The organism is Mycolicibacterium litorale, assembly GCF_010731695.1.
GTDB classification, from domain to species: domain Bacteria; phylum Actinomycetota; class Actinomycetes; order Mycobacteriales; family Mycobacteriaceae; genus Mycobacterium; species Mycobacterium litorale.
In genome coordinates this window covers 748,898-774,792 of record NZ_AP022586.1, presented here as the reverse complement: position 1 = coordinate 774,792, position 25,895 = coordinate 748,898, and the positions used below count along the sequence as shown (strand labels likewise).

Below are 25,895 nucleotides of genomic sequence, written 5' to 3'. Positions count from 1 at the left end.
ACTGGTCAAGGGTACGTGACCAGCAGGTAGAGGGTCAAACCGCCTACTCGCCGCTGGGCGGACCCGCCGGACGCGCCGCGGCACGCCGCCGCGGACGCCGCACGGGCGCCGCGATCACCTCGGGTTCGTCGGGTTCTTCCTCGTCCTCGTCTTCATCCTCGTCAGAGTTGGATTCGGAGTCGTCCGAGTCGTCGGAGTCGTCGGAGTCGTCGTCGAGGACTTCGATGTCGTCGTCCTCTTCGTCGTCATCGTTGTCGAGATCGATCTCGTCCTCGTCGGAGTCGTCCTCGTCCGAGTCGTCGTCCGAGTCGTCGTCGGCGTCCGACTCCTCGAAATCCTCGTCCTCGAGTTCTTCGCCGACGGCGTCGTGGACCTTCTCCGCGGTCGCGTCCTCGCCCCGTTGGATGTCGTCGGTCGACTCGTCGTCTGTGTCGTCGTCCTCGTCGTGGCCACCGTTCGCGGCGGCCATCGCCTTGAACATCGGATGCTCCCCGGCCGGATGCGGTGGCACCTTCGCCACGGGCACCTCTTCGGGCTTGGCGCCCTTCTTGCCGCGCTTGCTGCGCCTGCCGGTCCCGGGCTCGGCCTTGCGCCCGTTGCCCGAGGCGTTGTCGATCGGATCGCCGTGCAGCACGATGCCGCGACCCGCACAGTGCGGACACGGGGTGGAGAACGCCTCGATCAGCCCGGTGCCGAGGCGTTTACGCGTCAGCTGGACCAGGCCCAGCGACGTCACCTCCGACACCTGGTGGCGGGTGCGGTCTCGGGCCAGCGCCTCGGTCAGCCTGCGCAGCACCAGATCGCGGTTCGACTCGAGCACCATGTCGATGAAGTCGATGACGATGATGCCGCCGATGTCGCGCAACCGCAGCTGGCGCACGATCTCCTCGGCGGCCTCGAGGTTGTTGCGGGTGACGGTCTGCTCGAGGTTGCCGCCCGAACCGGTGAACTTGCCGGTGTTGACGTCGACGACCGTCATCGCCTCGGTGCGGTCGATGACCAGCGTGCCGCCCGAGGGCAGCCACACCTTGCGGTCCATCGCCTTGGCGAGCTGCTCGTCGATGCGGTGCACCGCGAACACGTCGGGCCCGTCGCCCCCGGCCGGCTCGTACTTGGCCAGCCGCGGCATGAGGTCGGGCGCGACGGACTCGACATAGGAGTTGATGGTGTTCCACGCCTCGTCGCCGGAGACGATCAGCCCGGAGAAGTCCTCGTTGAACAGGTCGCGGATCACCTTGACCAGCACGTCGGGCTCTTCGTAGAGCGCGACGGCCGCACCGGCCTTCTTCGCGGTGATCTCGGCGGCCTTGGCCTCGATCTGCGTCCACCGCTCCTGCAGGCGGTTGACGTCCGAGCGGATGTCGTCTTCCTTCACACCCTCCGACGCGGTGCGGATGATGACGCCGGCGTCCGCGGGCACCACCTCGCGCAGGATCTCCTTGAGCCGCTGACGCTCGGTGTCGGGCAGCTTGCGGCTGATCCCGGTCGACGAGGCGCCCGGCACGTAGACGAGGTAGCGGCCGGCCAGCGACACCTGCGTCGTCAGGCGCGCGCCCTTGTGTCCGACCGGATCCTTACTGACCTGCACGACGACGTAGTCACCGGGCTTGAGGGCCTGCTCGATCTTGCGGTTCTGGCCACCGAGGCCGGCGGCCTCCCAGTTCACCTCACCGGCGTAGAGCACACCGTTGCGGCCGCGGCCGATGTCGACGAACGCGGCCTCCATCGACGGCAGCACGTTCTGCACGATGCCGAGGTAGATGTTGCCGACCAGCGAGGCCGATGCCGGCGAGGTCACGAAGTGCTCGACGACGACGCCGTCCTCGAGCACGGCGATCTGCGTGTACCGCGCACCTTCGTGCGGCGGTTCGGTGCGGACCTTGTCGCGCACCACCATGACGCGTTCGACGGCTTCGCGGCGGGCGAGGAACTCGGCCTCGGACAGGATCGGCGGGCGGCGCCTGCCGGCGTCCCGGCCGTCGCGGCGGCGCTGCCGTTTGGCCTCCAGTCGCGTCGAACCGCTGATGCCCTGGATCTCGTTGTCGTCGCTGTCGCCCGACTTGGCGCCACGCTCACGCGGCGGGCGTTCGTGCACGACGGTGTTGGGCGGGTCGTCGGGTGAGCCGTTGTCCGAGTCCTCGGAGGATCCGGACTTGCGCCTGCGCCTGCGGCGGCGCCTGCGTGAACTGCCGTCGCCACCCGCGGTGTCGTCGTCGGCGCCGTCGTCTTCGGCGTCGTCGCCGGTGTCCTGATCGGCGGGTGCCTGGCCGTCGGTGCCGGCGTCGGCCCCCTCGGCGCCGTCGCCGTCACCGTTGTCGTCGCTCTGCTCGCCGCGGCCGCGGCCACGGCCACGGCGTCCGCGCCGACGGCGGCGAGCGGCGGGCCGCTCGGACTGGTCGTCATCGTCGTCTTCGGAGTCCGAGTCGGCCGCTGCGCCGGTGTCGTCGTCCTCGTCCTCGTCGTCGTCCTCGTCGGCGGGTTCGAAGCGAACCGGCTGCGGTGCGACGAACAGCGGCAGGTAGTCCGCACGCTCGACGGTGGCCGTCTCGAGGATCAGCCGCGATTCGGGCTCTTCGTCGGATGCTTCGGTGGCGGCCGCGCCGGACTGCGGCGCGGACCCGTCGGTCGCGTCGATCTCGACCGAGACGTCGACGGTCTCGACGGTCACCTCGGAGATCTCCCGGACCTCGGGCTCGGGGGCGTCGGCGACGGCTTCGACAGCCGGGGCCTCGGCGGCCTGGGCCTCGGTGAGCGCTTCAGTGGGCGCTTCGGCCGCACCGTCACCGGCGAGCACCTCGCGCACGCGCTCGGCCTGGCTCTTGTCGACGGTCGAATGCGCACTGCGCGCGCGCCCGTCGAGTTCGGCCAACGCGTCGAGGACCCGCCTGCTGGTGGTGCCCAGCACCCGGGCCAGCGAATGCACCCTCAGGCGTTCGGGAAGTCTTTCCCGAGGTGAGGCCTCGTCTGAAGAGTCCGGTGAGTCTTGGGCTTGAGTATTTTCACTGTCGGCCACGTATTCTCCTCAAGCCCCCGGGCGCGTCATACGACGCGGCCACGCGAGGGCTTCCGCTGTTGTACCCGGTAAGGCGTTCCCCGGGCTTGTTGTGGTCTCGCTCCGAGCGGCCCCAGGTAAGAACCCACTCAGTGCCTGGCTGAATGACGGCTGGACGGTCGGCGCCGCACCGCGTTCACGGTGGTCGCGCACGTCGAAGTCTTCATTCGGGCGACGAACTCTGGTTGAAGTCCGGCTACCCGCGACCAGTATCCCACACGACGCGGCGCCTACCGACCAGGCGCCGCGAACAGCGTCAGACCCCGGGGAACCAAAGCTCGATTTCGCGGGCCGCGGACTCCGGCGAATCGGAGCCGTGCACCAGGTTGTCCTGGGTCACCAGGGCCAGGTCCCCGCGGATGGTGCCGGGGGTGGCCTTCTCGACGGGATCGGTGCCGCCGGCGATCTGGCGGAACGCGGCCACGGCGCGCGGGCCCTCGACGATCGCGGCCACCAGGGGGCCGGAGGTGATGAATTCCAGCAGCGAACCGAAGAACGGCTTGTCCTCGTGCTCGGCGTAGTGGCGGCGCGCCAGATCGTCGCTGACCGTCTTGAGCTCGAGAGCCGCGATGGTCAGACCCCTCCGCTCGATCCGGCCGAGGATTTCCCCGACCAGGCGCCGTTGCACGCCGTCGGGCTTGATCAACACCAGGGTCCGCTCAGTCACGGCGCACACAGTACTGCAGAACGGGGCGCGCTCATTCCTCCGTGCCCTGCTGACCAGGTAGCAGCCCGCGCTCCTCACGCCGCTTGACCTCGGCGCGAAGGTAGGCGATCAGGCCCCAGACGGCGGCGAACACCACCCCGATGAAGCCGATCGCCGCGTCGAGCAGGAAGCCGGCGATCAACACGAACTGCAGCGCGAAGTTCACCTTCAGCGCCCACGGCCGCCCCTGGACGCCGCACAGCAGGATCAGCACGACCGCGAAGCCGATCAGGAAGCCGCCGCTCGACGCGGTCAGGCCGCCGTCGGAGAACGACACCACCGGCAGCGCCAGCAGCACCACGATGGCTTCCAGGATCAATGTCCCCGCCATCACGCCGCGGAAGCTGCGCCAGGGGTCGGGCCCCTGCGGGGTGGAAGGCTCGGCCGGTTGACCCGTCATTGCGGATCCCGTCCGAACAGCGTGCGGGCGGCTCCCGCGGTGACGACCGAGCCGGTGATGACGATGCCGGCGCCGGAGAGTCCCTCGCCGTCGCCGCCGGAGTCCTCGACCACCGCGGTCGCGGTTTCGATGGCGTCGGGCAGGGTGGCCGCCCGGATGACCCGCTCGGGACCGAACCGTTCCTCGGCCCGCACGGCGAGCGCCTCCACCTCCAGCGCGCGGGGCGAGCCGTTGTGGGTGACCACGATCTGGTCGAACGCCGGTTCCAGTGCGGCGAGGATGCCGTCGACGTCCTTGTCCCCCATCACCGACACCACCCCCACGAGGAAGCGGAAGTCGAATTCGGACTGCAGCGCGTCGGCCAGGGCGGCGGCGCCCGCCGGGTTGTGCGCGGCGTCGAGGAACACCGTCGGCGCGCTGCGCATCCGCTCGAGCCGGCCCGGGCTGGCGGCCGCGGCGAAACCGGCGCGCACCGCGTCGAGGTCGAGTTGCCGGTCGGCGCCCGCGCCGAAGAACGCCTCGACCGCCGCCAGCGCGACCACCGCGTTGTGGGCCTGGTGTTCACCGTGCAGCGGCAGGAAGATCTCCGGATAGACCCCGCCGAGGCCCTGCAGTTCGAGCAGCTGGCCGCCGATGGCGACCTGCCGGGACAGCACGGCGAATTCGGAGTCCTCCCGAGCCACCGCGGCGTCCGCGCGCACCGCCTGGGCGAGCAGCACCTCCATCGCTTCGGGCGCCTGCCGTCCGATCACCGCGACGGTGTCGGTGGGCACGAGGTCGTCGGGTTGCCGGGTGATGATGCCCGCCTTCTCCCCCGCGATCTCGCCGAGCGTGTCCCCGAGGTAGTCGGCGTGGTCGATGCCGATCGGGGTGATCACCGCGACCGGCGCGTTGACCACGTTGGTGGCGTCCCACCGGCCGCCCAGCCCGACCTCGACGACGGCGACGTCGACGGGGGCGTCGGCGAACGCCGCGAAGGCCATGGCGGTCAGCACCTCGAATTTGCTCAGCCGCGGTCCGCCCGCGGCCTCGGACTGTTCGTCGACCATCAGGACGAACGGTTCGATCTCGCGGTAGACCTCGACGTAGCGGGCCGGCGATATCGGCTCCCCGTCGATCGCGATGCGCTCGACCGCCGACTGCAGGTGCGGGCTCGTGGTGCGGCCGGTCCGCCGGCTCATCGCCGTCAGCAGAGCGTCGACCATCCGGGCGACCGAGGTCTTGCCGTTGGTGCCGGCGATGTGGATCGAGGGGTAGCCGCGCTGCGGGGATCCGAGCATCTCGAGCAGCGCGCTGATGCGCGCGGTGCTCGGCTCGATCTTGGTCTCCGGCCACCGCGTGTCGAGCAGGTGCTCGACCTGCAGGAGTGCCGCGATCTCGTCGGGGGTGGGCTCGGGTCGTGTCATCAGGACGGCAGTCCGGCGAGGCGGGCGTTGATCCGGTCGACCTCCTCGCGCGCCACCTGCTGGCGGGACCGGATCTTGTCGACGACCTCTTCGGGCGCCTTGGCGAGGAATTTGTCGTTGCCGAGTTTCGCCGTGGTGCCCGCCAGTTCCTTCTGCGCGGCGGCCAGGTCCTTCTCGAGCCGGCGGCGTTCGGCGGCGACGTCGACCGTGCCGGAGGTGTCCACCTCGACGACCACCGTCCCGTCCGACAGCCGCACCTCCACCGACGCCGACGGGGTGAAGCCCTCGCCCGCATCGGTCAGCCAGGCCAGTGCCCGCACGGCAGGCACATGGTCGTCCAGGCCGGCGGAGCCGATGCCGGACAGCCGGGCCGGCACCCGCTGGCGGTCGGCGAGGCCCTGGTCGCTGCGGAACCGGCGCACCTCGGTGATCAGCTTCTGCGTGTCGGAGATCCGTTGCGCGGCAGCGGTGTCCAGCGATATGCCGGACGGCTCCGGCCAGTCGGCGACCACCAGCGACTCCCCGCCGGTCAGCGTCTTCCACAGCACCTCGGTGACGAAGGGCATCACCGGGTGCAGCAGTTTCAGCAGGGTGTCCAGCACCGCGGCGAGCACCCCTGTCGTGTGAGCGGTGTGCTCCTCTTGCCCCAGCTGCACTTTGGCGAGTTCGACGTACCAGTCGCAGAATTCGTCCCACGCGAAGTGGTACAGCGCTTCGCAGGCCCGGCTGAACTCGTACGCGTCGAGTGCGGTGTCGACCTCCGCGCGCACTTCTTCGAGCCGGCCGAGGATCCAGCGGTCGGCGTCGGTGAGCGTCGCGACGTCCGGCAGCGGCGCCGGGCTGGCACCGTTCATCAACGCGAACCGGGTGGCGTTGAACAGCTTCGTGGCGAAGTTGCGCGACGCGCGGGCGTGGTCCTCGCCGATGGCCAGGTCGCCGCCGGGGCTGGCCCCGCGGGCCAGGGTGAAGCGCAGCGCGTCGGCGCCGAACGACTCCACCCAGTCGAGCGGGTCGATGCCGTTGCCGCGGGACTTGCTCATCTTGCGGCCGTGTTCGTCGCGGATCAGCCCGTGCAGGAATACGTTCTCGAAGGGCACGTTCGCCGTGCGCTCACCGTCGAGGGTGATGGCGGGGTCGTCGGCGACGAAGGTGCCGAACATCATCATCCGGGCCACCCAGAAGAACAGGATGTCGTAGCCGGTCACCAGCACGGTGGTCGGATAGAACGTCGCCAGCTCGGGGGTGCGGTCCGGCCACCCCATGGTGGAGAACGGCCACAGCGCAGAGGAGAACCACGTGTCGAGGACGTCGGGGTCCTGCTCCCAGCCCTCCGGCGGAGTCTCGTCCGGGCCGACGCAGACGGTCTCGCCGTTGGGGCCGTGCCAGATCGGGATCCGATGGCCCCACCACAGCTGCCGGGAGATGCACCAGTCGTGCATGTTGTCCACCCAGGCGAACCAGCGGGGTTCGAGGCTGGGCGGGTGGATCACGGTGTGCCCGTTGCGGACCGCGTCACCGGCAGCCTTGGCCAGCGCTTCGACCTTGACCCACCACTGCAGCGAGAGCCGGGGTTCGATCGGCTCACCGCTGCGCTCGGAGTGTCCCACGCTGTGCACGTAGGGGCGTTTCTCGGCGACGATGCGGCCCTGCTCGGCGAGCGCCTCACGGACCTTGACCCGCGCCTCGAAACGGTCCATGCCGTCGAACTGCGTGCCGGTGCCGCTGATCCGGCCCTTGGTGTCCATGATCGAGGGCATCGGCAGCGCGTGACGCAGACCGATCTCGAAGTCATTGGGATCGTGCGCCGGGGTGACTTTTACTGCGCCCGTGCCGAATTCGGGGTCGACGTGGGTGTCGGCGACGATCACGACCTCGGTGTCGAGGAACGGGTGCGGCAGGGTGGCGCCGACGAGGTGGCGGTAGCGGTCGTCGTCGGGGTGCACGGCGATCGCGGTGTCGCCGAGCATGGTCTCGACGCGGGTGGTGGCGACGATGATGTGCGGTTCGTCGTCGGACAGCGAACCGTAGCGGAACGAGACCAGCTCGCCTTCGACGTCGTCGTATTTGACTTCGAGGTCGCTGATCGCCGTCTCGAGCACCGGCGACCAGTTGACCAGCCGTTCGGCCTGGTAGATCAACCCGGCGTCGTAGAGCTTCTTGAAGATCGTGCGCACGGCGCGCGACAGGCCGTCGTCCATGGTGAACCGGTCACGGCTCCAGTCGACTCCGTCGCCGAGCCGGCGCATCTGGGCGCCGATGGTGCCGCCGGATTCGCGCTTCCAGTCCCACACCTTGTCGATGAACAGCTCGCGGCCGAAGTCCTCTTTGGTCTTGCCGTCCACCGCGAGCTGTTTTTCCACCAGCGTCTGGGTGGCGATGCCGGCATGGTCCATCCCGGGCAGCCACAGCACCTCGAAGCCCTGCATGCGTTTCCGGCGGGTGAGCGCGTCCATCAGCGTGTGGTCGAGCGCATGGCCCATGTGCAGGCTGCCGGTCACGTTCGGCGGCGGCAGCACGATGGAGTACGCGGGCTTGTCGCTGGCCGGGTCGGCGGTGAAATAGCCGGCGTCGACCCAACCCTGGTAGATGTCCGCCTCTACCGCCCCGGGATCCCACGACTTGGGCAGGGATTCGGCGTCGGCGTCAGGGGTGGCGGTCACCGGTCAATTCTAGGGAGCGGCGCCATTGCCCACCGCCCGGGTCCCACCGGCGGCAATGGTGCCCGTCAGGCCAGCCGGGTGGTCTCCAGCGACACCCCCGCGCCGGGGAACCGCGCGAGCAGTGCGTCACCCATCGCGGCCGCCGGGGTGAGCACGCCGTGCAGGTCGGGCAGCGTGTCGCGGTCCTGTGCGAGCGCGAGCGCGCACTCGCCGAGCAGTACGGAGGTGGCTTTGTAACCGGGGTCGCCCTGCTGCGACATCCGAGCCACGTAGCGCGCGCCGGTGGTCGTGGTGGTGTAGGTCTCGACCGTGTAGTGACCCTTCTCGCGGGCCTGTTCGCTGGGCCCGGTGCCCGGGGCGGGCAGTACCCGGTCGACGAGCTTTCGCGGCAACCGGTGGAAGTAGCGCGACCCGAGCCCCATCACGGCGGCGTTGCCCGCGGTGGTCAGCGCGGCCAGCGCGGGGGCGACCGGCGTCCGCCCGGTGCTCATCACCTCGGAGTATTCGAGCTTGCGGCCGTAGGCGTAGTCCAGCAGCGCGTTACTGCGCCGGACGATGCGGGTGTTCGGGCCGGCCATCGCGAACGCCGCCGTCCAGTACCCGGACAGTTCCGGGGCGATCTCCGCACCCCGGCGCCAGCGGATGTCGGGCTGGGCACCGAGTTCGGGTTCGGCACTGCGGTCGGGTGACAGCGTGTAGGGGTCGGTCATCTGCCGCCGCGCCTCGGGGTCGGTCGAGGCGGTGTTGAGCACCTCGAGCATCGACGCGAGGGTGCCGCCGGAGACCCCGCCCGCGAAGGTGCGCACCACCAGGCTGGTGTCGCCGAGCTCGCCCTCCCCGTCCTCGGCCACCTTGCGGTGCAATGCGTAGACGGTGAGATCTGAAGGGATGGAATCGAATCCGCACGAGTGCACGATGCGCGCACCGGTGTCGACGGCCTGCTTGTGGTACTGGTCGATGCTGTCGCGGATGAACATGGTTTCGCCGGTCAGGTCGGCGTAGTCGGTGCCCGCTGCGGCGCATGCGGCGACCAGCGGCAGGCCGTATTTGGTGTACGGGCCGACCGTGGTGACGACCACCCGGGTGCGGGCGGCCATCGCGTTGAGCGTCGACGGCTGTGAGGCGTCGGCGGAGATCAGCTCCCAGTCGGCCGCCTTCTGCCCCAGCGACTCGCGGACCTTGAGCAGTTTGTCCTGGGACCGGCCGGCCAATGCGATGCGGGCGTCCCCGCCTGCCCTGGCCAGGTAGTCGGCGGTCAATTTCCCGACGAATCCGGTTGCGCCGTAGACGACGATGTCGAAATCACGCTGCGCTGCGGGGCTCATGGCCCCGACGCTACCCGAGCAGTTCGGGCAGCTCGACGTCCCGCCCGAGCACGTGGCGGGCCAGGAACGCGGAGACGACCTGGTACCAGAGCTTGGCGTGCTGCGGGGCGAGCACCCAGTGATTCTCCGACGGGAAATAGAGGAAGCGGTGCGGGGCGGCCCCCGAGTCGTCGGCGGGCAGCCGCGACTTGGTGAGCAGTTCGTACCAGAGCCGCAGCGCTTCGCCGATCGGCACCCGGTAGTCCTTGTCGCCGTGGATCACCAGCATCGGCGTGGCGATGCTGTCGACGAACCGGTGCGGGGAGTTGCGTTCGGCCATGTCCGGGGTCATCTCCCGCGCCCACCAGTAGGCCCCGTCGGTGGTGGCGCCGAACTGGTCGAGCGCCCACAGGCTGGCGTGGGTGACGATCGCGTCGAACCGGTCGGTGTGCCCGGCGATCCAGTTGGCCATGTATCCCCCGAACGACCCGCCCATCACCGCGGTCCGGGTGCCGTCGACGCGCGGGTCGGCGATCGCGGCGTCGGTGGCGGCCATCAGGTCGGTGTAGGGCGCTTCGCCCCAGGCACCCCAGCCACGCTCGATGAAGTCCTGGCCGTACCCGGTGGACAGCGCCGGATCGGGCAGCAGCACGGCGTAGCCCTGCGCCACCATCAGCCAGGGATTCCATCGCCAGTGCCACGCGTTCCAACTGGCCAGCGGTCCGCCGTGCACCCACAGCAGCAGCGGCGCCGGGTCGTTCTCGTCGGCGCCGTCGGGCAGCGCGAGCCACGACCGCACCGCCGCACCGTCGGGGGCGGTCGCGGTCACCTCTGTCAGGGTGCCCGGCAGCACCGGGGCGTCGACGGTGGGCAGGACCGTGACCGTGCCGTCCGGGTCGATGCGCACGGGTTGCGGTGGCGCGGCGTAGTTGTGCCGGATCGCGTAGACGACGCCGCCGGGGGCGGTGGTGACGTCGGTGTAGGTGAAGTCGTCGCCGGTCAGCCGGGTGACCGCACCGGTGTCCGGGTCCACGAGAAAGATCGGTCCGCGGCCGTTCTCGTCGGCGGTGACCACCAGTGTCGACCCGTCGCGGCTCCAGGTGACCGACGTCGGCCAGCGGTCCCAGTCGGCCGTCAATTCCCGAACGTCCTCACCGAAACGCATGCTGCACAGCGTGATTCGCGGCGCCCGCAGAGGAGTGGAGATCGTCTCGCGGGTGAAGGCCACCGCTGTGCCGTCCGGGGAGATCGCCGGGGATTCCAGGTCGGCGCCGGGGTCGTCGGCGATCGTGGCGCGCTCCCCGCTGCGCACGTCGACCCGGACCAGCGTTCCGCGGATCGCCGCCCCGGGCGCCGGGTCGTGCCAGGACGTGACGAGGAAGCGGCCGTCGTCGCTGAGATCGACGTCGGCTTCGCGCAGACCGCCTCCCGGCGCCGGCGTGAGATCACGGCCGTCGGCGGCGTCGAGCAGATGCGGGTGGTCGGGGCCCAGGTCGTGGTCCCAATAGCGCACGGGGTAGCCCCTGTGCAGGACGGCGGAGACCTTGTTGTCCTTGCGCAGCGCCCGAAGGCGTTTGTCGTCGTCGATATCGGTGGCCGAGGCGAGCATCGGCGCGCTGACCACCGTCACCCCGGCGGCCCTGGCGCAGCGGACCGCGGCCACACCGCCGGGAAGCGCGATTTCCTCGACCGCCTCACCCCCGCCCGAGGGCAGTCGCCACACCGCGGCGGGCGGCGAATCGTCGTCCTTGGTGGGCCGCGAGGCGAGGAACAGCAGATCGCCGCCCGGGACGAACGCGGGTGCCCGCTCCCCCTTCGCACCGCGGGTCAGGCGGCGGGCGGGTCCGTTCCCGGCCGGGTCCAGTTCCCAGATCGCGCTGACGAATGCGGTGCGCGTCTCGTCGAGTTCGCTGATCGTGGTCACCACCCGAGAACCGTCGGGCGACACCGCCAGCCCCGACACCCGCGGCAGCGCCACATAGGCGTCGAGATCGGCGAACGGCGAGGAGGGCGTGACCATGTCATGTGATTAGCACAATCGCGTTAGGTTCGACCGATGTCGCAGCAGATCTTGATCGTGGGCGCGGGCATCGCCGGCCTCTCCGCCGCGGTCGCGTTACAGCGGCTCGGGCTCACGGTCACCGTCGTCGAAGAGAAGGCCGACACCTCGGCCGGTGCGGGCATCAGCATCTGGCCGAACGCGCTGGCCGCTCTCGACGAGTTGGGCCTCGGCGATGCGGTCCGCGCCTCCGGCGGACGGGTCACCGCCGGCGCGGTGCGGTGGCGTGACGGCACGTGGTTGCGACGGCCGTCGGCCGACCGGATGGTGCGCGCGCTGGGCGAACCGCTGGTGGTGACCCGGCGCGCCGAGCTGACCGAGATCCTGGCCTGCGCCCTGACTGCCGGGACCGTGCGCGCCGGTGTCGGGGCGCGGGAGATCGCGACGGCCGGACGCGGGGTCCGGGTGACGCTGTCGGACGGGTCGACGAGCGAGGCGGCCGCGGTGATCGGCGCCGATGGTGTCGGTTCGGTGGTGGCCCGCCATCTCAACGGACCGCTGCGCCACCGGTACGCCGGATACACGGCGTGGCGAGGCATCGCGGCGCTGGGCCTCGATCCGGAATTGGCGGGCCAGACGCTCGGCGCGGGCACCGAGGTCGGCCACGTCCCGCTCGGACCCGACCACACCTACTGGTTCGCCACCGAACGCACCGCGGAGGGCGGTGCGACGCCGGACGGGGAACTCCACTACTTGCAGCGGAAGTACCGCGACTGGGCCGAACCGATCCCGTCGCTGTTGGCCGCGACAGCCCCTGACGCCGTGTTGCGCAACGACCTCTATGACCGCGATCAGGTGAGGGTGTGGTCACGCGGGCCGGTGACCCTGGTCGGCGACGCGGCGCATCCGATGCGGCCGCACCTGGGCCAGGGCGGATGTCAGGGTCTCGAGGACGCCGCCATCCTGGCCCGGTTCGTGGCGCGGTCCGGCGATCTGCCGGCCGCCTTCGCCCGATTCGCGCAGTTCCGCCGGGCGAGGGTGCGGGCCCTGGTGCGGGAGTCGATGCTGATCGGACGCGTGGTCAACCTGCGTCCGGCCGTTCTGAGCGCGCTGGCGAGCAGGGCGACGGTCCTGATCCCCGAAGCAGTCGTCGGCAGGCACCTGGCGTCGGTCGCGGCGCGCTCGGCGTTCGTGCTGCCCGAATGACCGCCACGTTGGGACCGCTGGTGGTCGACGCGGCCGACCCCGCCGCGGTCGCGGCGTTCTGGTCGGCCGCCCTGGGCGAGCGCGAGCAGCGGCGCCTGTTGCGCTTTCGCGCTCAGCAGGGCCCGAAGACGGTGAAGAACCGGGTTCACCTCGACGTCGGGGTCGGCGCGGACGATCGGGCGGTCGAGCGGCTGCTGGCGCTCGGTGCCCGAGTGCTCGCCGACCACCTGCCCGACTGGCTGACCCTGGCCGATGTCGAGGGCAACGAGTTCTGCGCGTTTCCCCGCAGGCCGCCCGGCTCCGATTCTCCCGCGCGTGTGTTCGCGGTGTGCACCGACAGCGATCGGCCCGAGGAGCTGGCCGCCTGGTGGGCGGCACGAGTGGGTGCGCGGATCGGTCCGGGACCGGATCAGACGCCGCGCTGGCTGCACGACTGCCCCGGCTGGGGTGAGGTGATCTGGAAGTTCGTCCGCGTCGACGACGTCCGTACCGGACCGAACCGCTGGCGCTGGTCGCTCACCACGCCGGTCGAGGCGCTGCTGGCCGCCGGAGCGGCGCGGCTCCCGGACGGCACGCTGCTCGATCCGCAGGGCAATCAGTTCAGCGTTGGTTTCAGCGCTGGGGCGTGAACGCGCCCAGCGGGCTGAGCACCGTCGAGCACAACTGCTTGAGGTCGACGATTCCGAGGACGCTGCCGGGACGGACCGCGGCGCACCCGGTGGCCGGGCGAGGGGCGGCGGCCGGGACGGCGGCGCGCGGCGCCTGCGGGGCGTTCCACACCGCGGCGCTGGCGGCGACACCGCGCGGCCCGCACTTCGGCCACGCCTTGAGACCCTGGTTGGCCAGTACCCGCTCGGCGACGCGGATCTGCTCACCGCGCGACGCTGTGGCCGGGTTGCCGCGCCCACCGTGGGAGGCCCAGGTGGCCGGTTTGAACTGCAGGCCGCCGAAGTGGCCGTTACCGGTGTTCGTCGACCAGTTCCCGCCCGACTCGCACTGCGCGATGGCGTCCCAGTTGACGGTGTCGGCACTGGCGGTGGCTGACGACATGAACATCGGCACGAGCGCGAACGCCGCGCCGAAGGCACTGAGCAGGATTCCTCGGATGAGAGCTTTACGGATGTTCGTCATGTTGCGGTCCTTCCCCGACCGTGTGACACAAGGCCCGCGGTGGAAGAACTGCTCTCCCGGTGCGGTTGTCCGGTTTGTCGGGTGACCAACATCACGCGTTAACAGAGTTGCGGAAGTTTTAGTCGTTACTTATCTGGCGTAAGAGGCCTCTGAGAAGACCAAAGGGGCGGCGCCCACCGGCGCCGCCCCCTCAGATGGCTCGACAGATGTCAGCCACGCCCGCCGCAGACGGGCCACGCACCGATGCCCTGGCTGTCCAGGACGTTCTCGGCCACGCGGATCTGCTCTTCACGCGACGCGTTGTGCGGCGACCCCGAGCCGCCGTTCGACTGCCAGGTGCCCATCGTGAACTGCAGGCCGCCGTAGTAGCCGTTGCCGGTGTTGATCGACCAGTTACCACCGGATTCGCACGCCGCGACGGCGTCCCAGTTGACGCCGCTGTCCGCACTCGCGGTGCCGGCGCCCAGCGCCATCGGAGCCACAGCGAGCGCTCCGGCAAAGGTGGCCAGCCCAAACGTCTTGCGGATGTTCTTCACTTCTGTCCTTTCGCCAAGCGCGCGCCATCGACGTCCGTCATGCGGACGCGCCGCCTGAGGCACAGGCAGGGAGAGCTGGGCCGCACCGTCTCGGTCAGGTGCGACAGGGGGAGCTCGACATGCTCCGCCGGGCGTCTCGGCCCGACGTCCGCTGGGCGATCACGCCGTCCGCGGCCCCACTCACGCGCAGGTTCGTGGTTTGAAATTATTTGCTCCGGGTTAGGAGCTGTTGAGGACCGTACAAAGCACTCGCGGAGAAGTCATATCCACCGGACGCCCGGCGCCGGCAGATAACAGCTTGATCACGACGCCTCGATTTCCCACGAATTCGCAGGTCAGCCGACGATCTCCGAAGCGCCCGCGGGCCCGCGCCGTCGCGCGTTTTCGTGAGTCAAATCACGGACTTTTTGTGAGCTGGCCCACGTTACTGGAGGTTTGACCTGCGTAAATGTGGTCAGCGGGGGCTTGCCGGGTGGGTCAGCGGTGATCCGCGGAGAAGCGGTTCGCTATGTGACGCGACCATGCAGACGATGATCGTCATAGCGAAACACGTTGCGTTGCAACGTATACGGCGATATCGGACCAGTCGACCGCGATGCGCCCGCCGTAGCTAAAAAACGAAAGACTATGCAAGGCAACCGGTCTCGATCCAGCCAAGATCACCGATCGCCACCGGCGAGGGCTGCTGACGCGCGCGAAAGGGCGGCTACGAAGCTTTTCGGAAATGGGCGGCCATCTGACGCAATAGTGGGGCCTCGGCGAAATCTTCACCGGCAACCCAGATCCGTACTGCCCGAACAGGTCTCGGGACCATTCCGCGCGGAACATCGCGCATTGACCGGTGAATCTCAGCGAGTGAGCCACCCAAGATCACGAAGTGATAAATGGCGAATTCAGCGGGTGACCCCGTCGAATTACTGAAGAGATCGTCTAACTATCTGCCGGTCGCAATTTGCTGTGCATGATCGCCGACGGCAGGTAGCTCGGCGGGGGTGTTCGCGTTGGTGAGCGCCCGCTGTTCGGGCATGACGATCCGCTGGGTGTCGACGGCGTCCACGAGCGCCCGCATGCTGCGCTCGCCGGCGGCCACCATCGTGGAGATCCGCCCGGCGAGGGACGTCCGGTAGACACCGGCAAGGTAGTGGTCGCGACCGTCCCACGGCAGCACGACGTCGACGTCGAGCCGCGCGGCGGGCACCGCGAGGTCGTCGACGAAGTCCATCGTCAGATAGGGCAGGTCGACGGAGCACACGAACGCCCATCGGTGCCCGGCTTCGGCCGCTGCGCGCAGACCGCGCCCGGTGGCCAGCAGCGGGCCGACGCCTCGCACCTCGTCGCGCAGCACCTGCGCAGGCAGTTCGGGCAGTGGTTGTCCCGGCGCGGCGATGACGAACACCGGCGAACAGCGTCGAGCCACCGTGCCCACCACCTGCTCGACGAGGGTGGTGGGACCTGACGGGCCCTGGATTCGCACCGTCGCCTTGTCGCGTCCCATACGGCGCGACGCCCCGCCCGCCAGCACGACCGCGGCCAACGGTACGGGTGAGGTCGCCCCCTGGGTCACCTAGGTGACGTTAGTCGACAGTCCACGTGTCCTTGCCGCGAAGCAGCGATTGCAGCGCCGCCGTGTCGTGCGGCCTCGCGTCGCGTGCCGAACGAACCTGCTCGCGGGCGGCGTCGTCGTAGGTGGGCCGGTTGACCTGCCGGAAGATGCCCATCACCATGTGCTCGAGGTTCTGCTCGGACAGGCGGGACAGCGCGAAGGCGTAGGCCGGGTCGTCGACCTCGGCGTTGTGCACGACGATCTCGTCGGCCGACACATCGGCGGTCTTCGCGACCTCGAGGCCGTAACCGGACTTCACCACGCAGTACTCGCCGTCGGCGCCGAACGTGATCGGCTCCCCGTGGCGTACGTTGATTAGCCGCTCGTCGGCCCCTTCCTTACGCAGCGCGTCGAAGGATCCGTCGTTGAAGATCGGGCAGTCCTGCAGGATCTCCACCAGCGCGGCGCCGCGGTGCTGGGCCGCGGCCCGCAACACCTCGGACAGACCCTTGCGGTCGGAATCCAGCGCGCGGCCCACGAAGGTGGCCTCGGATCCCAGCGCCAGCGACACCGGGTTGAACGGGTAGTCCAGCGAACCCATCGGCGTCGACTTGGTGACCTTGCCGACCTCGGACGTCGGCGAGTACTGCCCCTTGGTCAGCCCGTAGATCCGGTTGTTGAACAGCAGGATCGTGATGTTGATGTTGCGGCGCAGCGCGTGGATGAGGTGGTTGCCGCCGATCGACAGCGAGTCACCGTCACCGGTCACCACCCAGACCGACAGGTCTGGACGGGCCAGCGCCAGACCGGTCGCGATGGTCGGCGCGCGGCCGTGGATCGAGTGGAAACCGTAGGTTTCCAGGTAGTACGGGAACCGGCTCGAGCAGCCGATGCCGCTGATGAACGCGATGTTCTCGCGGCGCAGGCCCAGCTCCGGCAGGAAATTGCGGATGGTGTTGAGGATGACGTAGTCACCGCAGCCGGGGCACCAGCGCACCTCCTGGTCGCTGGTGAAGTCCTTGCCCTTCTGCGGCTGGTCGGTGGTGGGCACCCCCGCCGTCTTGGACAGGGGCGTCAGGCTCAGGTCCGTGCCGATCAGCTCAGTCATGCGCGATCCGCTCCGCTTCTCGCTCGTGTCATGCGCTCGCTCCCACGCCGGTCCCCACGGTGGCCGCAGCCAGCCGCGCGAACGTGGCCTTCTCGTTTTCCTTGTCTCCCAGAGTGCCGTCGATCGCCGCATCGATGATGCCCTCGACCTCGTCCGCCAGGAATGCCATGCCCTCGACCTTGGTGACCGACTGCACGTCCACCAGGTACTTGGCCCGAAGAAGCAACGCCAGCTGCCCCATGTTCATTTCCGGCGCGACGACCTTCGGGTACCGCGCCAGCACCTCGCCGAGATTGGCCGGGAAGGGGTTGAGGTGCCGCAGGTGCGCGTGGGCGACCTTGATGCCCTTGCGCCGGGCCCGCCGGCACGCCTCCCCGATCGGTCCGTACGAGCTCCCCCAGCCGATGAGCAGCAGGTCGGCGTCGCCGGTGGGATCGTCGACCTCGAGGTCGGGCACCGTGATGCCGTCGATCTTGGCCTGCCGCAACCGGACCATGAGGTCGTGGTTCTTCGGCTCGTAGCTGATGTTTCCCGAACCGTTGGCCTTCTCCAGACCGCCGATCCGGTGTTCGAGGCCCGCGGTGCCCGGGACGGCGAACTGGCGCGCGAGCGTCTCGGGATCGCGTGCGTACGGGGCGAACTCCTCGCCGGGCTGGGCGAAGGTGTGGTCGATCCGCTCGTAGCCCTCGATGTCCGGGATGCGCCACGGCTCGGAGCCGTTGGCGATCGCCCCGTCGGACAGGATGATCACCGGCGTGCGGTAGGTCAGCGCGATCCGCGCGGCGTCGACCGCGATGTCGAAGCAGTCCGACGGCGACCGCGGAGCCAGCACCGCCACCGGCGACTCGCCGTTGCGTCCGTACAGCGCCTGCAGCAGGTCGGCCTGTTCGGTCTTGGTGGGCAGACCCGTCGAGGGGCCGCCGCGCTGCACGTCGACGATCACCAGCGGCAGTTCGGTCATCACACCCAGGCCGATCGCCTCGGCCTTGAGCGCCACACCGGGACCGGACGTGCTGGTGACGCCGAGTGCGCCGCCGTACGAGGCGCCCAGTGCCGCACCGATACCGGCGATCTCGTCCTCGGCCTGGAAGGTCAGCACGTTGAAGTTCTTGTGCTTGGACAGCTCGTGGAGGATGTCCGAGGCAGGGGTGATCGGGTAGGTGCCGAGGACGACCTGCGTATCGGCCAGCACACCGGCCGCCACGATGCCGTAGGCCAGCGCGGTGTTCCCGGAGATCTGCCGGTACTCGCCCGACTTCAGCTTCGCCGGCGACACCTCGTAGGTGGTGGCGAACGCCTCGGTGGTCTCACCGAAGTTCCAGCCGGCCTTGAGCGCCAGGACGTTCGCGGCGGCGACGTCGGGCTTGCGGGCGAACTTCTCTTGGATGAAGATTTCGCTCTGGTGCAGTTCGCGGCCGTACATCCACGACAGCAGGCCCAGCGCGAACATGTTCTTCGCGCGCTGGCCGTCCTTCTTCGACGCGCCGATCTCCTCGACGGCACCGAGGGTCAGCGTGGTCATCGGCACGGCATGCACGACATAGTCGCTCAGCTCGTCGGTCTCCAGCGGGTTGGCGTCGTAGCCGACCTTGGCCAGGTTGCGCTTGGTGAACTCGTCGGAGTTGGCGATGATCAGGCCGCCGCGGGGCAGGTCGGACACGTTGGCCTTGAGCGCCGCCGGGTTCATCGCCACCAGCACGTCGGGCCGGTCGCCCGCGGTGAGGATGTCGTAGTCGGCGATCTGGATCTGGAAGGACGAGACGCCCGGCAGTGTGCCCTGAGGTGCGCGGATCTCCGCGGGGTAGTTCGGCTGGGTCGCCAGGTCGTTGCCGAAGAGCGCCGCTTCGGAGGTGAACCGGTCACCGGTGAGCTGCATACCGTCACCGGAGTCACCGGCGAATCGGATGACGACCTTCTCGAGCTTCTGCCGCGGTGCGGCGCCGTTGCCGTTCAGCCCCATCCCCTGCCTTTCCCACTGTCCGCAGCGGGCCCACCGGTGTCGCGGCCGCTACGGCGCGCCGCCGGGTGGACGACCCACATACGTTCCGATAGAAGTTGATGTCACTCCCAGTACCGATTATTGCACTGTTCTTAGGTATGGCGATACCACACCGCGTGCTATGGCGCGGCGTGGGGTGCGGAGTATTCGCTGCTCAGCGGCGTGAAGCCGGCCTCGGCGGCGCCGATGTGTGGTCTTCGTCACTTTTGGAGAACGGGATTCTCCTAAGAACATGTTACTCAGCGGTAGCTGTCCGCTAGCACCCGCGGGGGCGCCTCGCTCGGGTCTAGTGCGGCCTGCCGTGGCGGCTCGAGGCATGGCGCCGCTCGGTCCAGCGGAAGCGCAGCATCAGGATTTGACGGTGTGCCCGCCACCCGATCGACAACGGGTCACGCCAGGCCGGCGTCCGTGAATCGACGTCCATGCGTTCATTGTGCCGATCGGCGGCCGATCGGCACGTCGGCGCGGATGTGACGTCGGCATCGATTCGGTGAACAGTTGATCGCGCCGGCCGACGCCGCCCTCAGGGCGCGGCGACCGCCGCCAGCCCGCGGCCCTCCTGCGCCTCGAATCGTTCCTCGAGCTCCTCGAGCGTCGTGCCCTTGGTTTCCGGCACGGAGGCGCGGACGAAGATCCACGACGCCACGTTTATCGCGACGAAGAGCAGGAACGTCCCCGTGGACCCCAACGCCGAGTTGAGCAGGGGGAAGAGGAAGGAGATGACGGCGTTGGTGCACCACAGGACGAACACCGCAACGCCCATGGCGAACCCCCGGATGCTCAGCGGGAAGATCTCGGACAGCAGCAGCCACACGCACGTGCCGATGAACATCTGCACGAAGGCGACGAACAGCACCATGCAGGCGAGGATCACGTAGCTACGGGTTGTGGATTCATCGAGCAGGAAGGTCAGCGACAGCGCGAGTTGGGAGGCCGCAACGCCGGCGAATCCGATCAGCAGCATGGTGCGCCTGCCGATGTAGCCGAGCAGGATGATGCCGATGATCGTGGTGACCACCGAGGTCACCCCGACCGCGATCGTGGCGACCAGCGCCGCACTGACGCCCAGCCCACTCTGTTCGAGGATGGTGGGTGCGTAGTAGTTCACGGTGTTGATGCCGGTGGCCTGCTGGATGACCGCCAGACCACAACCGATCAGAACCACCCGCCGGATCCACGGCACGTCGCGGATCACAGAGAACGGCGTGCTCTTGGTCTTGAGCATGTGTTCGGTGTGTTCGACGATCAGCGCGAACTCCGCGTCCGCCTCCTTCGGAGGGCGGCTCAGCCCGAGTACGTCGCGCGCTTCGGTCATCCGGCCCTTCAGCCCGTACCAGCGTGGCGAATCCGGCAGGATCATCATCCCGACGAGCAGCCCGAGCGCGGGCACGGTGGCGACGCCGAGCATGATGCGCCAGACGTGTGGGTCCTGGATCAAGTGATCCAGCAGCGCGTTCGTGGCGAAGGCCAGCATCTGGCCGGTCACGATCATCAGCTCGTTGATGGTGACCATACGTCCGCGCCGCTCCGCCGGGGCCATCTCCGCGAGGTACAGCGGACAGGTCACCGCCGCGGCGCCCACACCGAGACCCAGGATGATGCGGGCCGCGACCATGATCTGCACGTTCGGGGCGATCGCACAGCCGAGCGCACCGACGAGGAACAGCCCCGCGCACACCAGCAGGCTGCGCTTGCGCCCGATGCGGTCGGCGACCCGGCCGCCGAACAGCGCCCCGAAGGCCGCGCCGGGGAAGAGCAGCGAACTGACCACGGTGGCCTCACCGAAGGAGCTGAGGTCCAGGTCGTCCTTCATGTACAGCAGTGCGCCGGAGATGACCCCGGTGTCATAGCCGAACAGGAGTCCGCCGAGCGTGGCGATCACTGTCAGTCTGGTGAGGAATCGTGAGGACGCGTGGTCCTGATCTGTCTGCGTCGACATGGTGTCCGGCTTCCTGTGATGGGGTCGGGATTCAGGCGGGTTGAACCGCGTATCGGCTTGCTGCGCGCAGAGTTTCGGCTGCCACCTGCAGGCCTTCGAGCTGCCCGAGTTGGGCATCTTCGTGTTCGATGTTGACCGCCATGTCCGGGTCGACCCGGTCGAGCGCGGCCAGGAAGGCCGACCAGAACTCGACGTCGTGCCCGCGGCCCACGGCGACGAAGTCCCAGCTGGAGTCGTGCGGCCAGCGGTTGACGGTGTGCCGCCCACCCAGCGAGGTCGGGTGCTCGGCGGCCGGGGCGCGGGTGAAGCGGTCATCGAGGACGCCGTAGACCGCGCACGCCGGGTTGATCCGGGTGTCCTTGGCTGCGGCGTGGAACACCAGATCCCCGAGGTAGTCGATCGCCGCGACCGGATCGATGCCCTGCCAGAACAGGTGGCTCGGGTCCATCTCTGCGCCGACGTGCGTGGCGCCCGTCTTCTCCACCAGACGTTGCAGAGTCGGTGGGTTGAAGACCAGGTTCTGCGGGTGCATCTCGATGCAGATCTTCACGTCGTGATCGCGCGCCAGCGCGTCGATTTCGCGCCAGAACGGAACGGCGACTTCATCCCACTGGTAGTCCAGCGAGTCGAGATACCCACTGTCCCAGGGGTTCACGTGCCACGCAGGCCACCGTCCGCCAGGATGCGCTTCAGGCAACCCCGACATGGTGACCACCCGCCGCACACCCAACATGGCCGCCACCGGGATGGCGCGCCGCAGATCGTCGGCGTCCTGAGGGCCGACCTCCGGATCGGTATGCAGCGGATTGCCGTTGACGTTGAGGCCGGTCAACTCGACTCCGGCCTCCTCGAACGCACTGAGGTACTCGGCCGGGTCGAGCTCACCGCTGGTGAGCTGCGTCACCGGTAGATGGGGGGTCGGCAGGAAGCCGCCGGCGTTGACCTCCGCGCCGCTCAGTCCCAAGCCCTTGATGATCGAGAGCGCCTCGCGCAGCGGCTTGTCGTGCAGAACCGCGGTGTACACCCCGAGCTTCATTGAGCCGAATCCCTTCAAAACTAAAGCGCGTTAGTTGCGCGCGTTAGGCTTACTATGAGCGCGGCACGCCGCTGTGTCAACCATCACATCCAGGAGGTCACCGAATGCCGCCCAGTCCGGCCGCCGAACGCCATCCCGGCCGCAAGCCGACGATGGCCGACGTCGCCAACGGGGCCGGTGTGTCACGCACGCTGGTGTCCTTCATCCTCGACGGCAAACCCGGGGCGAGCGAGGAGACCAAACAGCGGGTGCTCGCGGTCGCTCAAGAGCTCGGCTACCGGCCCGACTCCGCGGCGCGGCTGCTGGCACGGGGGCGCAGCCGCACCCTCGGCGTCCTGATGGACGTGCACCAGCTGTTCGAGGCTGAACTCGTCACCGGGATCTACCCGGCGGCCGAGCGGCTCGGCTACGAGGTGCTGCTGTCGGCGAACCTGCCCGATCGGCCGGAGTCGGTCCCCATCGATGCACTGCTGAGCCACCGGTGCGGTGCTCTCATCCTGCTCGGGCCGACGTCGGGCTTTCGCTACCTCACCGGGCTCGCGGAGAAAGTGCCGGTGGTGGTCGTTGGCCGCAGGCTCAAGCCGCACCAGGGGCTGGCAACCGTGCGCACCGACGACGTCCAGGGCATCCAGCAGGCGGTGGACTATCTGGTGAGTCTCGGCCACCGGGAGATCCACCATGTCGACGGCGGCACCGATCCGGGCTCGGCCGACCGCAAACGGGGCTACTGCACGGCAATGCGCAGGCACGGGCTGACGGCGTCGGCCGTCGTGCTGCCGGGCGCGCACAACGAGACCGCCGGCGCCGCCGCGGCCCGCGCGATGTTGTCGGCCCCGTCGCTGCCCACCGCCGTGCTGGCCGGCAACGACCGCTGCGCACTGGGCATGCTCGACGTATTCACCCGCGCTGGAGTCGACGTGCCGAAAGACCTGTCACTGATCGGCTACGACGACAGCCGCTTGTCCGACAACCCCCGCATCGATCTGACGACCGTGCACCAGGATGCCGCGGCGCTGGCCGACCACGCGGTCCGCCTGGCGGTCAGCATGCTCGATGGCGACGGCGGGGACGAGCGCGACGTGGTGCTCGACTCGAGCCTGGTGATTCGCGGTACCACCGCGCCGCCGCGTCAGCGGTCGACGAGCGTCGTGTCGAAGTAGTAGCGAGAGGCGCGATAGCAGTGCGTTCCGAACTCGACGGCGGTGCCCGAATCGTCGAATGCGGTGCGCGCCATGGTCAGCAGAGGCGCGTTGGGCTTCTCGTCCAGCAGTCTCGCCTCGGCACGCGTGGCCGCCTTCGCGCCGATGCGCTGGCGGGCCAGCCGGATGTGGACGCCGCGGGCGCGCAACGACTGGTACAACCCGCTGCTCTCCAATTCATCCGGTGCCGGGGCGATCTCAGCAGGCAGGTGGTTGACCATCACCGCCAGCGGTTCACCGTTGGCGCACCGGAGTCGCTGGATCGAGACCACCTCACAGTCGGCGGCGATCGACAATTCGCGCGCCACTTCCTCGTCCGGCGGGCCAACCCGATAGTCGAGGAGTTGGGTGGACGGCTGCTGGCCGGCACGTGCGAGATCGTCGAAGAGGCTGGTGAGCTCGACCCGTCGGTGCACCGGATTCTGCACGACCTGGGTGCCGACCCCTCGCTTGCGCACCAGCAGACCTTTGTCAACGAGTTCCTGGATGGCGCGCCGGGTGGTGGGACGTGAGAGAGCCAGCCGCTTGGCGAGCGCCAACTCGTTCTCGAACCGATCACCGGGCGCGAGTTCGCCGTCACGGATGGCCGACTCGATCGCCTGGGCGAGTTGAAAGTAGAGGGGAACAGGGCTTGACCTGTCGATCTCCACTGTCAGTGGCACGTCGTCTCCGATCTCCGAGTGGACCCCGCAGAGAATAGTCGAAGCCTAACATCCAAATGTTCGAAAGATAGAATGTCAGGACAAACTATTGACATGCCGCGGTGACGGCGGGCACAGTCGAGACAACGTCCCCCATCGATCGAAAGAGCCGACTTTTGAGCAGCGCGAAGCCATTCGACGTCCTCGCCATCGGGCGTTGCGGCGTCGACATCTATCCCCTCCAGGTCGGCTGCGGCCTCGAGGACGTCGAATCGTTCGGCAAGTTCCTCGGCGGCAGTGCGGCCAACGTGGCGGTGGCCGCGGCGCGCCTGGGCGACCGGGCCGCACTCGTGTCGGGCGTCGGAGCCGACCCCTTCGGGCGCTTCGTCCGCAGTGAACTCGGCCGCCTCGGGGTCGACAACCGCTACGTGGGCACCTACTGCGAATACCCGACTCCGGTCACCTTCTGCGAGATCTTCCCGCCGGACCACTTCCCGCTCTACTTCTACCGCGAGCCGAGCGCTCCCGACCTGCAGATCCGGCCCGAGGACATCGACGCCGAGGCCATCGGCACGGCGCGACTGTTCTGGGCGACGGCGACCGGGCTGTCCGAAGAGCCGAGCCGCAGCACCCATTTCGCCGCCTGGACGGCGCGCGGGCGGGCGCCGCTGACAGTGCTCGACCTCGACTATCGGCCGATGTTCTGGGAGTCCCCCGCTGCGGCGACCGAGCAGGTGCAGCGGGCACTCCCCCACGTCACGGTGGCGGTGGGCAACCGCGAGGAGTGCGAGATCGCCGTCGGCGAGACCAATCCGCACCGGGCCGCCGACGCGCTGCTCGACCTCGGTGTCGAACTCGCCATCGTCAAGCAGGGACCGCGCGGCGTGCTGGGCAAGACCAGGCACTCGTCGGTCACCGTGGCGCCCAACGACGTCGACGTGGTCAACGGCCTCGGCGCCGGAGATGCGTTCGGCGGCAGCCTCTGCCACGGACTGTTGCACGGCTGGTCGCTCGAGAAGACGCTGCGCTATGCCAACGCCGCGGGCGCGATCGTCGCGTCGCGACTCGAGTGTTCGACCGCCATGCCCAGCGCCGCCGAGGTGGCCGCGCTGGCCGAGCAGACGGCATCGGAGGCGGTCAATGCCTGAGCAGGCAACCATGTGCGCCGACTACGCGGAGCTCACCGAACTGCGGGCCAGCGATCCGGGCGCCATCGCCCGCGCGTGGCAGGCCCGCACCCCACGACCCCTGATCCGTGGCAACGGCCGGCTGATGATCGTCGCGGCGGACCACCCCGCCCGGGGCGCGCTGGCCGTGGGTTCGCGGCCGACGGCGATGAACAGCCGCACCGACCTGCTGGACCGGCTGCGCGCGGCGCTGGCCGACCCCGGTGTGGACGGCGTGCTCGCCACCGCCGACATCCTCGACGACCTCGTGCTCGTCGGCGCCCTCGAGGACAAGGTGGTGTTCTCCTCGTTCAACCGCGGCGGCCTGGCCGGCGCGGCGTTCGAGCTGGACGACCGGATGACCGGCGCGACCGCCGAATCGACCGCGGCGGCGAAGATGAACGGCGGAAAGATGCTGTGCCGGATCGATCTCGACGATCCCGGTACGGTCGCGACGATGGCGGCCTGCGCCGAGGCCATCGACGAACTCGCCGCCCGTGACCTCATCGCCATGGTGGAGCCGTTCATGTCCAGCCGTGTCAACGGCAAGGTCCGCAACGACCTCTCCCCCGACGCCGTCATCAAGAGCGTCCACATCGGCCAGGGCCTCGGCTCGACGTCGTCGCACACCTGGATGAAGTTGCCGGTGGTCGACGAGATGGACCGCGTCATGGAATCCACCACCCTGCCGACGCTGCTGCTCGGAGGCGATCCCGCCGATCCGGACAAGGCGTTCGCCAGTTGGGAGAAGGCGCTCGAGCTGCCGTCGGTGCGCGGTCTGATCGTGGGCCGCACCTTGCTCTACCCCCCGGACGACGATGTCAGCTCGGCGGTGGCCACCGCCGTCTCGATGGTGAGGTGACC

The 25,895-nt window shown here is 69.1% G+C and carries 21 protein-coding genes; 5 read left to right on the top strand and 16 right to left on the bottom strand.

Annotation, left to right across the window (positions count from 1 at the left end):
* Positions 1–43: 43 nt before the first annotated feature.
* From G6N30_RS03660 to G6N30_RS03630, 7 genes are all read right to left on the bottom strand, one after another.
* On the bottom strand, positions 44–3,013 hold the full coding sequence (locus G6N30_RS03660; protein WP_134060072.1) for a ribonuclease E: 2,970 nt from the start codon (positions 3,011–3,013) through the stop codon (positions 44–46).
* 295 nt (positions 3,014–3,308) lie between these two features.
* The gene (ndk, locus tag G6N30_RS03655) at positions 3,309–3,719 is read right to left on the bottom strand and encodes a nucleoside-diphosphate kinase (RefSeq protein WP_134060070.1); all 411 of its coding nucleotides are present in this window, start codon (positions 3,717–3,719) and stop codon (positions 3,309–3,311) included.
* Positions 3,720–3,750: 31 nt separating this feature from the next.
* A complete protein-coding gene (locus G6N30_RS03650) occupies positions 3,751–4,158 on the bottom strand; it encodes a DUF4233 domain-containing protein (protein WP_134060068.1) in 408 nt (135 codons plus the stop codon).
* Positions 4,155–5,564: a bifunctional tetrahydrofolate synthase/dihydrofolate synthase gene (folC, locus tag G6N30_RS03645; RefSeq protein WP_134060066.1), complete on the bottom strand. Its 1,410-nt coding sequence runs from the start codon at positions 5,562–5,564 to the stop codon at positions 4,155–4,157. Before folC ends, G6N30_RS03650 begins: the two co-directional genes overlap by 4 nt.
* Positions 5,564–8,224: a valine--tRNA ligase gene (locus G6N30_RS03640; RefSeq protein WP_134060064.1), complete on the bottom strand. Its 2,661-nt coding sequence runs from the start codon at positions 8,222–8,224 to the stop codon at positions 5,564–5,566. The genes folC and G6N30_RS03640 overlap by 1 nt, the downstream gene beginning before the upstream one ends.
* 65 nt (positions 8,225–8,289) lie before the next feature.
* The gene (locus G6N30_RS03635; RefSeq protein WP_134060062.1) at positions 8,290–9,549 is read right to left on the bottom strand and encodes a saccharopine dehydrogenase family protein; all 1,260 of its coding nucleotides are present in this window, start codon (positions 9,547–9,549) and stop codon (positions 8,290–8,292) included.
* Positions 9,550–9,559: 10 nt separating this feature from the next.
* Positions 9,560–11,548 carry a S9 family peptidase gene (locus G6N30_RS03630; RefSeq protein WP_134060060.1) on the bottom strand — a complete coding sequence of 663 codons (1,989 nt, stop codon included), beginning with the start codon at positions 11,546–11,548 and terminating at the stop codon, positions 9,560–9,562.
* A gap of 36 nt (positions 11,549–11,584) precedes the next feature.
* Between G6N30_RS03630 and G6N30_RS03625 the strand changes: the two genes are divergently transcribed.
* Positions 11,585–12,733 (top strand): FAD-dependent oxidoreductase, encoded by a 1,149-nt coding sequence (locus G6N30_RS03625; RefSeq protein WP_134060058.1) that lies wholly within the window; start codon positions 11,585–11,587, stop codon positions 12,731–12,733.
* Positions 12,730–13,362: a VOC family protein gene (locus G6N30_RS03620; protein ID WP_134060056.1), complete on the top strand. Its 633-nt coding sequence runs from the start codon at positions 12,730–12,732 to the stop codon at positions 13,360–13,362. Before G6N30_RS03625 ends, G6N30_RS03620 begins: the two co-directional genes overlap by 4 nt.
* Here the strand turns inward: G6N30_RS03620 and G6N30_RS03615 are convergent.
* From G6N30_RS03615 to G6N30_RS03580, 8 genes are all read right to left on the bottom strand, one after another.
* Positions 13,346–13,864 (bottom strand): transglycosylase family protein, encoded by a 519-nt coding sequence (locus tag G6N30_RS03615; protein ID WP_134060054.1) that lies wholly within the window; start codon positions 13,862–13,864, stop codon positions 13,346–13,348. The two genes, G6N30_RS03620 and G6N30_RS03615, sit on opposite strands and share 17 nt — an antisense overlap.
* Before the next feature lie 209 nt (positions 13,865–14,073).
* Complete coding sequence (locus tag G6N30_RS03610; RefSeq protein ID WP_134060052.1) at positions 14,074–14,400, bottom strand: transglycosylase family protein; 327 nt, start codon at positions 14,398–14,400, stop codon at positions 14,074–14,076.
* A gap of 934 nt (positions 14,401–15,334) precedes the next feature.
* A complete protein-coding gene (gene mobA, locus G6N30_RS03605; protein WP_134060050.1) occupies positions 15,335–15,964 on the bottom strand; it encodes a molybdenum cofactor guanylyltransferase in 630 nt (209 codons plus the stop codon).
* Between the two features lie 10 nt (positions 15,965–15,974).
* Positions 15,975–17,051 (bottom strand): 2-oxoacid:ferredoxin oxidoreductase subunit beta, encoded by a 1,077-nt coding sequence (locus G6N30_RS03600; protein WP_134060048.1) that lies wholly within the window; start codon positions 17,049–17,051, stop codon positions 15,975–15,977.
* Positions 17,052–17,079: 28 nt separating this feature from the next.
* Positions 17,080–19,011, bottom strand: coding sequence for a 2-oxoacid:acceptor oxidoreductase subunit alpha (locus tag G6N30_RS03595; RefSeq protein ID WP_134060046.1), 1,932 nt, complete (start codon positions 19,009–19,011; stop codon positions 17,080–17,082).
* Positions 19,012–19,336: 325 nt separating this feature from the next.
* Complete coding sequence (locus G6N30_RS03590; RefSeq protein ID WP_163687381.1) at positions 19,337–19,474, bottom strand: hypothetical protein; 138 nt, start codon at positions 19,472–19,474, stop codon at positions 19,337–19,339.
* Positions 19,475–19,573: 99 nt separating this feature from the next.
* Positions 19,574–20,989 carry a sugar porter family MFS transporter gene (locus G6N30_RS03585; protein WP_134060044.1) on the bottom strand — a complete coding sequence of 472 codons (1,416 nt, stop codon included), beginning with the start codon at positions 20,987–20,989 and terminating at the stop codon, positions 19,574–19,576.
* Positions 20,990–21,020: 31 nt separating this feature from the next.
* Positions 21,021–22,025, bottom strand: a complete 1,005-nt coding sequence (locus tag G6N30_RS03580; RefSeq protein ID WP_134060042.1) for a sugar phosphate isomerase/epimerase family protein — start codon at positions 22,023–22,025, stop codon at positions 21,021–21,023.
* Between the two features lie 104 nt (positions 22,026–22,129).
* Between G6N30_RS03580 and G6N30_RS03575 the strand changes: the two genes are divergently transcribed.
* Positions 22,130–23,185: a LacI family DNA-binding transcriptional regulator gene (locus G6N30_RS03575; RefSeq protein WP_234880326.1), complete on the top strand. Its 1,056-nt coding sequence runs from the start codon at positions 22,130–22,132 to the stop codon at positions 23,183–23,185.
* Here the strand turns inward: G6N30_RS03575 and G6N30_RS03570 are convergent.
* A complete protein-coding gene (locus G6N30_RS03570; RefSeq protein WP_134060040.1) occupies positions 23,155–23,886 on the bottom strand; it encodes a GntR family transcriptional regulator in 732 nt (243 codons plus the stop codon). The two genes, G6N30_RS03575 and G6N30_RS03570, sit on opposite strands and share 31 nt — an antisense overlap.
* 155 nt (positions 23,887–24,041) lie before the next feature.
* On the opposite strand from G6N30_RS03570, the gene iolC reads away from it, so the two are divergent.
* The gene (gene iolC, locus G6N30_RS03565; protein WP_134060038.1) at positions 24,042–25,013 is read left to right on the top strand and encodes a 5-dehydro-2-deoxygluconokinase; all 972 of its coding nucleotides are present in this window, start codon (positions 24,042–24,044) and stop codon (positions 25,011–25,013) included.
* Positions 25,006–25,893: a Cgl0159 family (beta/alpha)8-fold protein gene (locus G6N30_RS03560; protein WP_179965546.1), complete on the top strand. Its 888-nt coding sequence runs from the start codon at positions 25,006–25,008 to the stop codon at positions 25,891–25,893. The genes iolC and G6N30_RS03560 overlap by 8 nt, the downstream gene beginning before the upstream one ends.
* The last annotated feature ends 2 nt before the right edge of the window (positions 25,894–25,895 follow it).

Bases quoted from the DNA above. Each gene is read 5' to 3' on its own strand.
- G6N30_RS03615 (WP_134060054.1), bottom strand. From the start codon at position 13,864: ATGACGAACATCCGTAAAGCTCTCATCCGAGGAATCCTGCTCAGTGCC.
- G6N30_RS03585 (WP_134060044.1), bottom strand. From the start codon at position 20,989: ATGTCGACGCAGACAGATCAGGACCACGCGTCCTCACGATTCCTCACC.
- G6N30_RS03575 (WP_234880326.1), top strand. From the start codon at position 22,130: ATGCCGCCCAGTCCGGCCGCCGAACGCCATCCCGGCCGCAAGCCGACG.
- G6N30_RS03590 (WP_163687381.1), bottom strand. From the start codon at position 19,474: ATGGACGTCGATTCACGGACGCCGGCCTGGCGTGACCCGTTGTCGATC.
- G6N30_RS03630 (WP_134060060.1), bottom strand. From the start codon at position 11,548: ATGGTCACGCCCTCCTCGCCGTTCGCCGATCTCGACGCCTATGTGGCG.
- G6N30_RS03580 (WP_134060042.1), bottom strand. From the start codon at position 22,025: ATGAAGCTCGGGGTGTACACCGCGGTTCTGCACGACAAGCCGCTGCGC.
- G6N30_RS03560 (WP_179965546.1), top strand. From the start codon at position 25,006: ATGCCTGAGCAGGCAACCATGTGCGCCGACTACGCGGAGCTCACCGAA.
- G6N30_RS03620 (WP_134060056.1), top strand. From the start codon at position 12,730: ATGACCGCCACGTTGGGACCGCTGGTGGTCGACGCGGCCGACCCCGCC.
- G6N30_RS03625 (WP_134060058.1), top strand. From the start codon at position 11,585: ATGTCGCAGCAGATCTTGATCGTGGGCGCGGGCATCGCCGGCCTCTCC.
- folC (WP_134060066.1), bottom strand. From the start codon at position 5,564: ATGACACGACCCGAGCCCACCCCCGACGAGATCGCGGCACTCCTGCAG.
- G6N30_RS03650 (WP_134060068.1), bottom strand. From the start codon at position 4,158: ATGACGGGTCAACCGGCCGAGCCTTCCACCCCGCAGGGGCCCGACCCC.
- G6N30_RS03635 (WP_134060062.1), bottom strand. From the start codon at position 9,549: ATGAGCCCCGCAGCGCAGCGTGATTTCGACATCGTCGTCTACGGCGCA.
- G6N30_RS03595 (WP_134060046.1), bottom strand. From the start codon at position 19,011: ATGGGGCTGAACGGCAACGGCGCCGCACCGCGGCAGAAGCTCGAGAAG.
- G6N30_RS03600 (WP_134060048.1), bottom strand. From the start codon at position 17,051: ATGACTGAGCTGATCGGCACGGACCTGAGCCTGACGCCCCTGTCCAAG.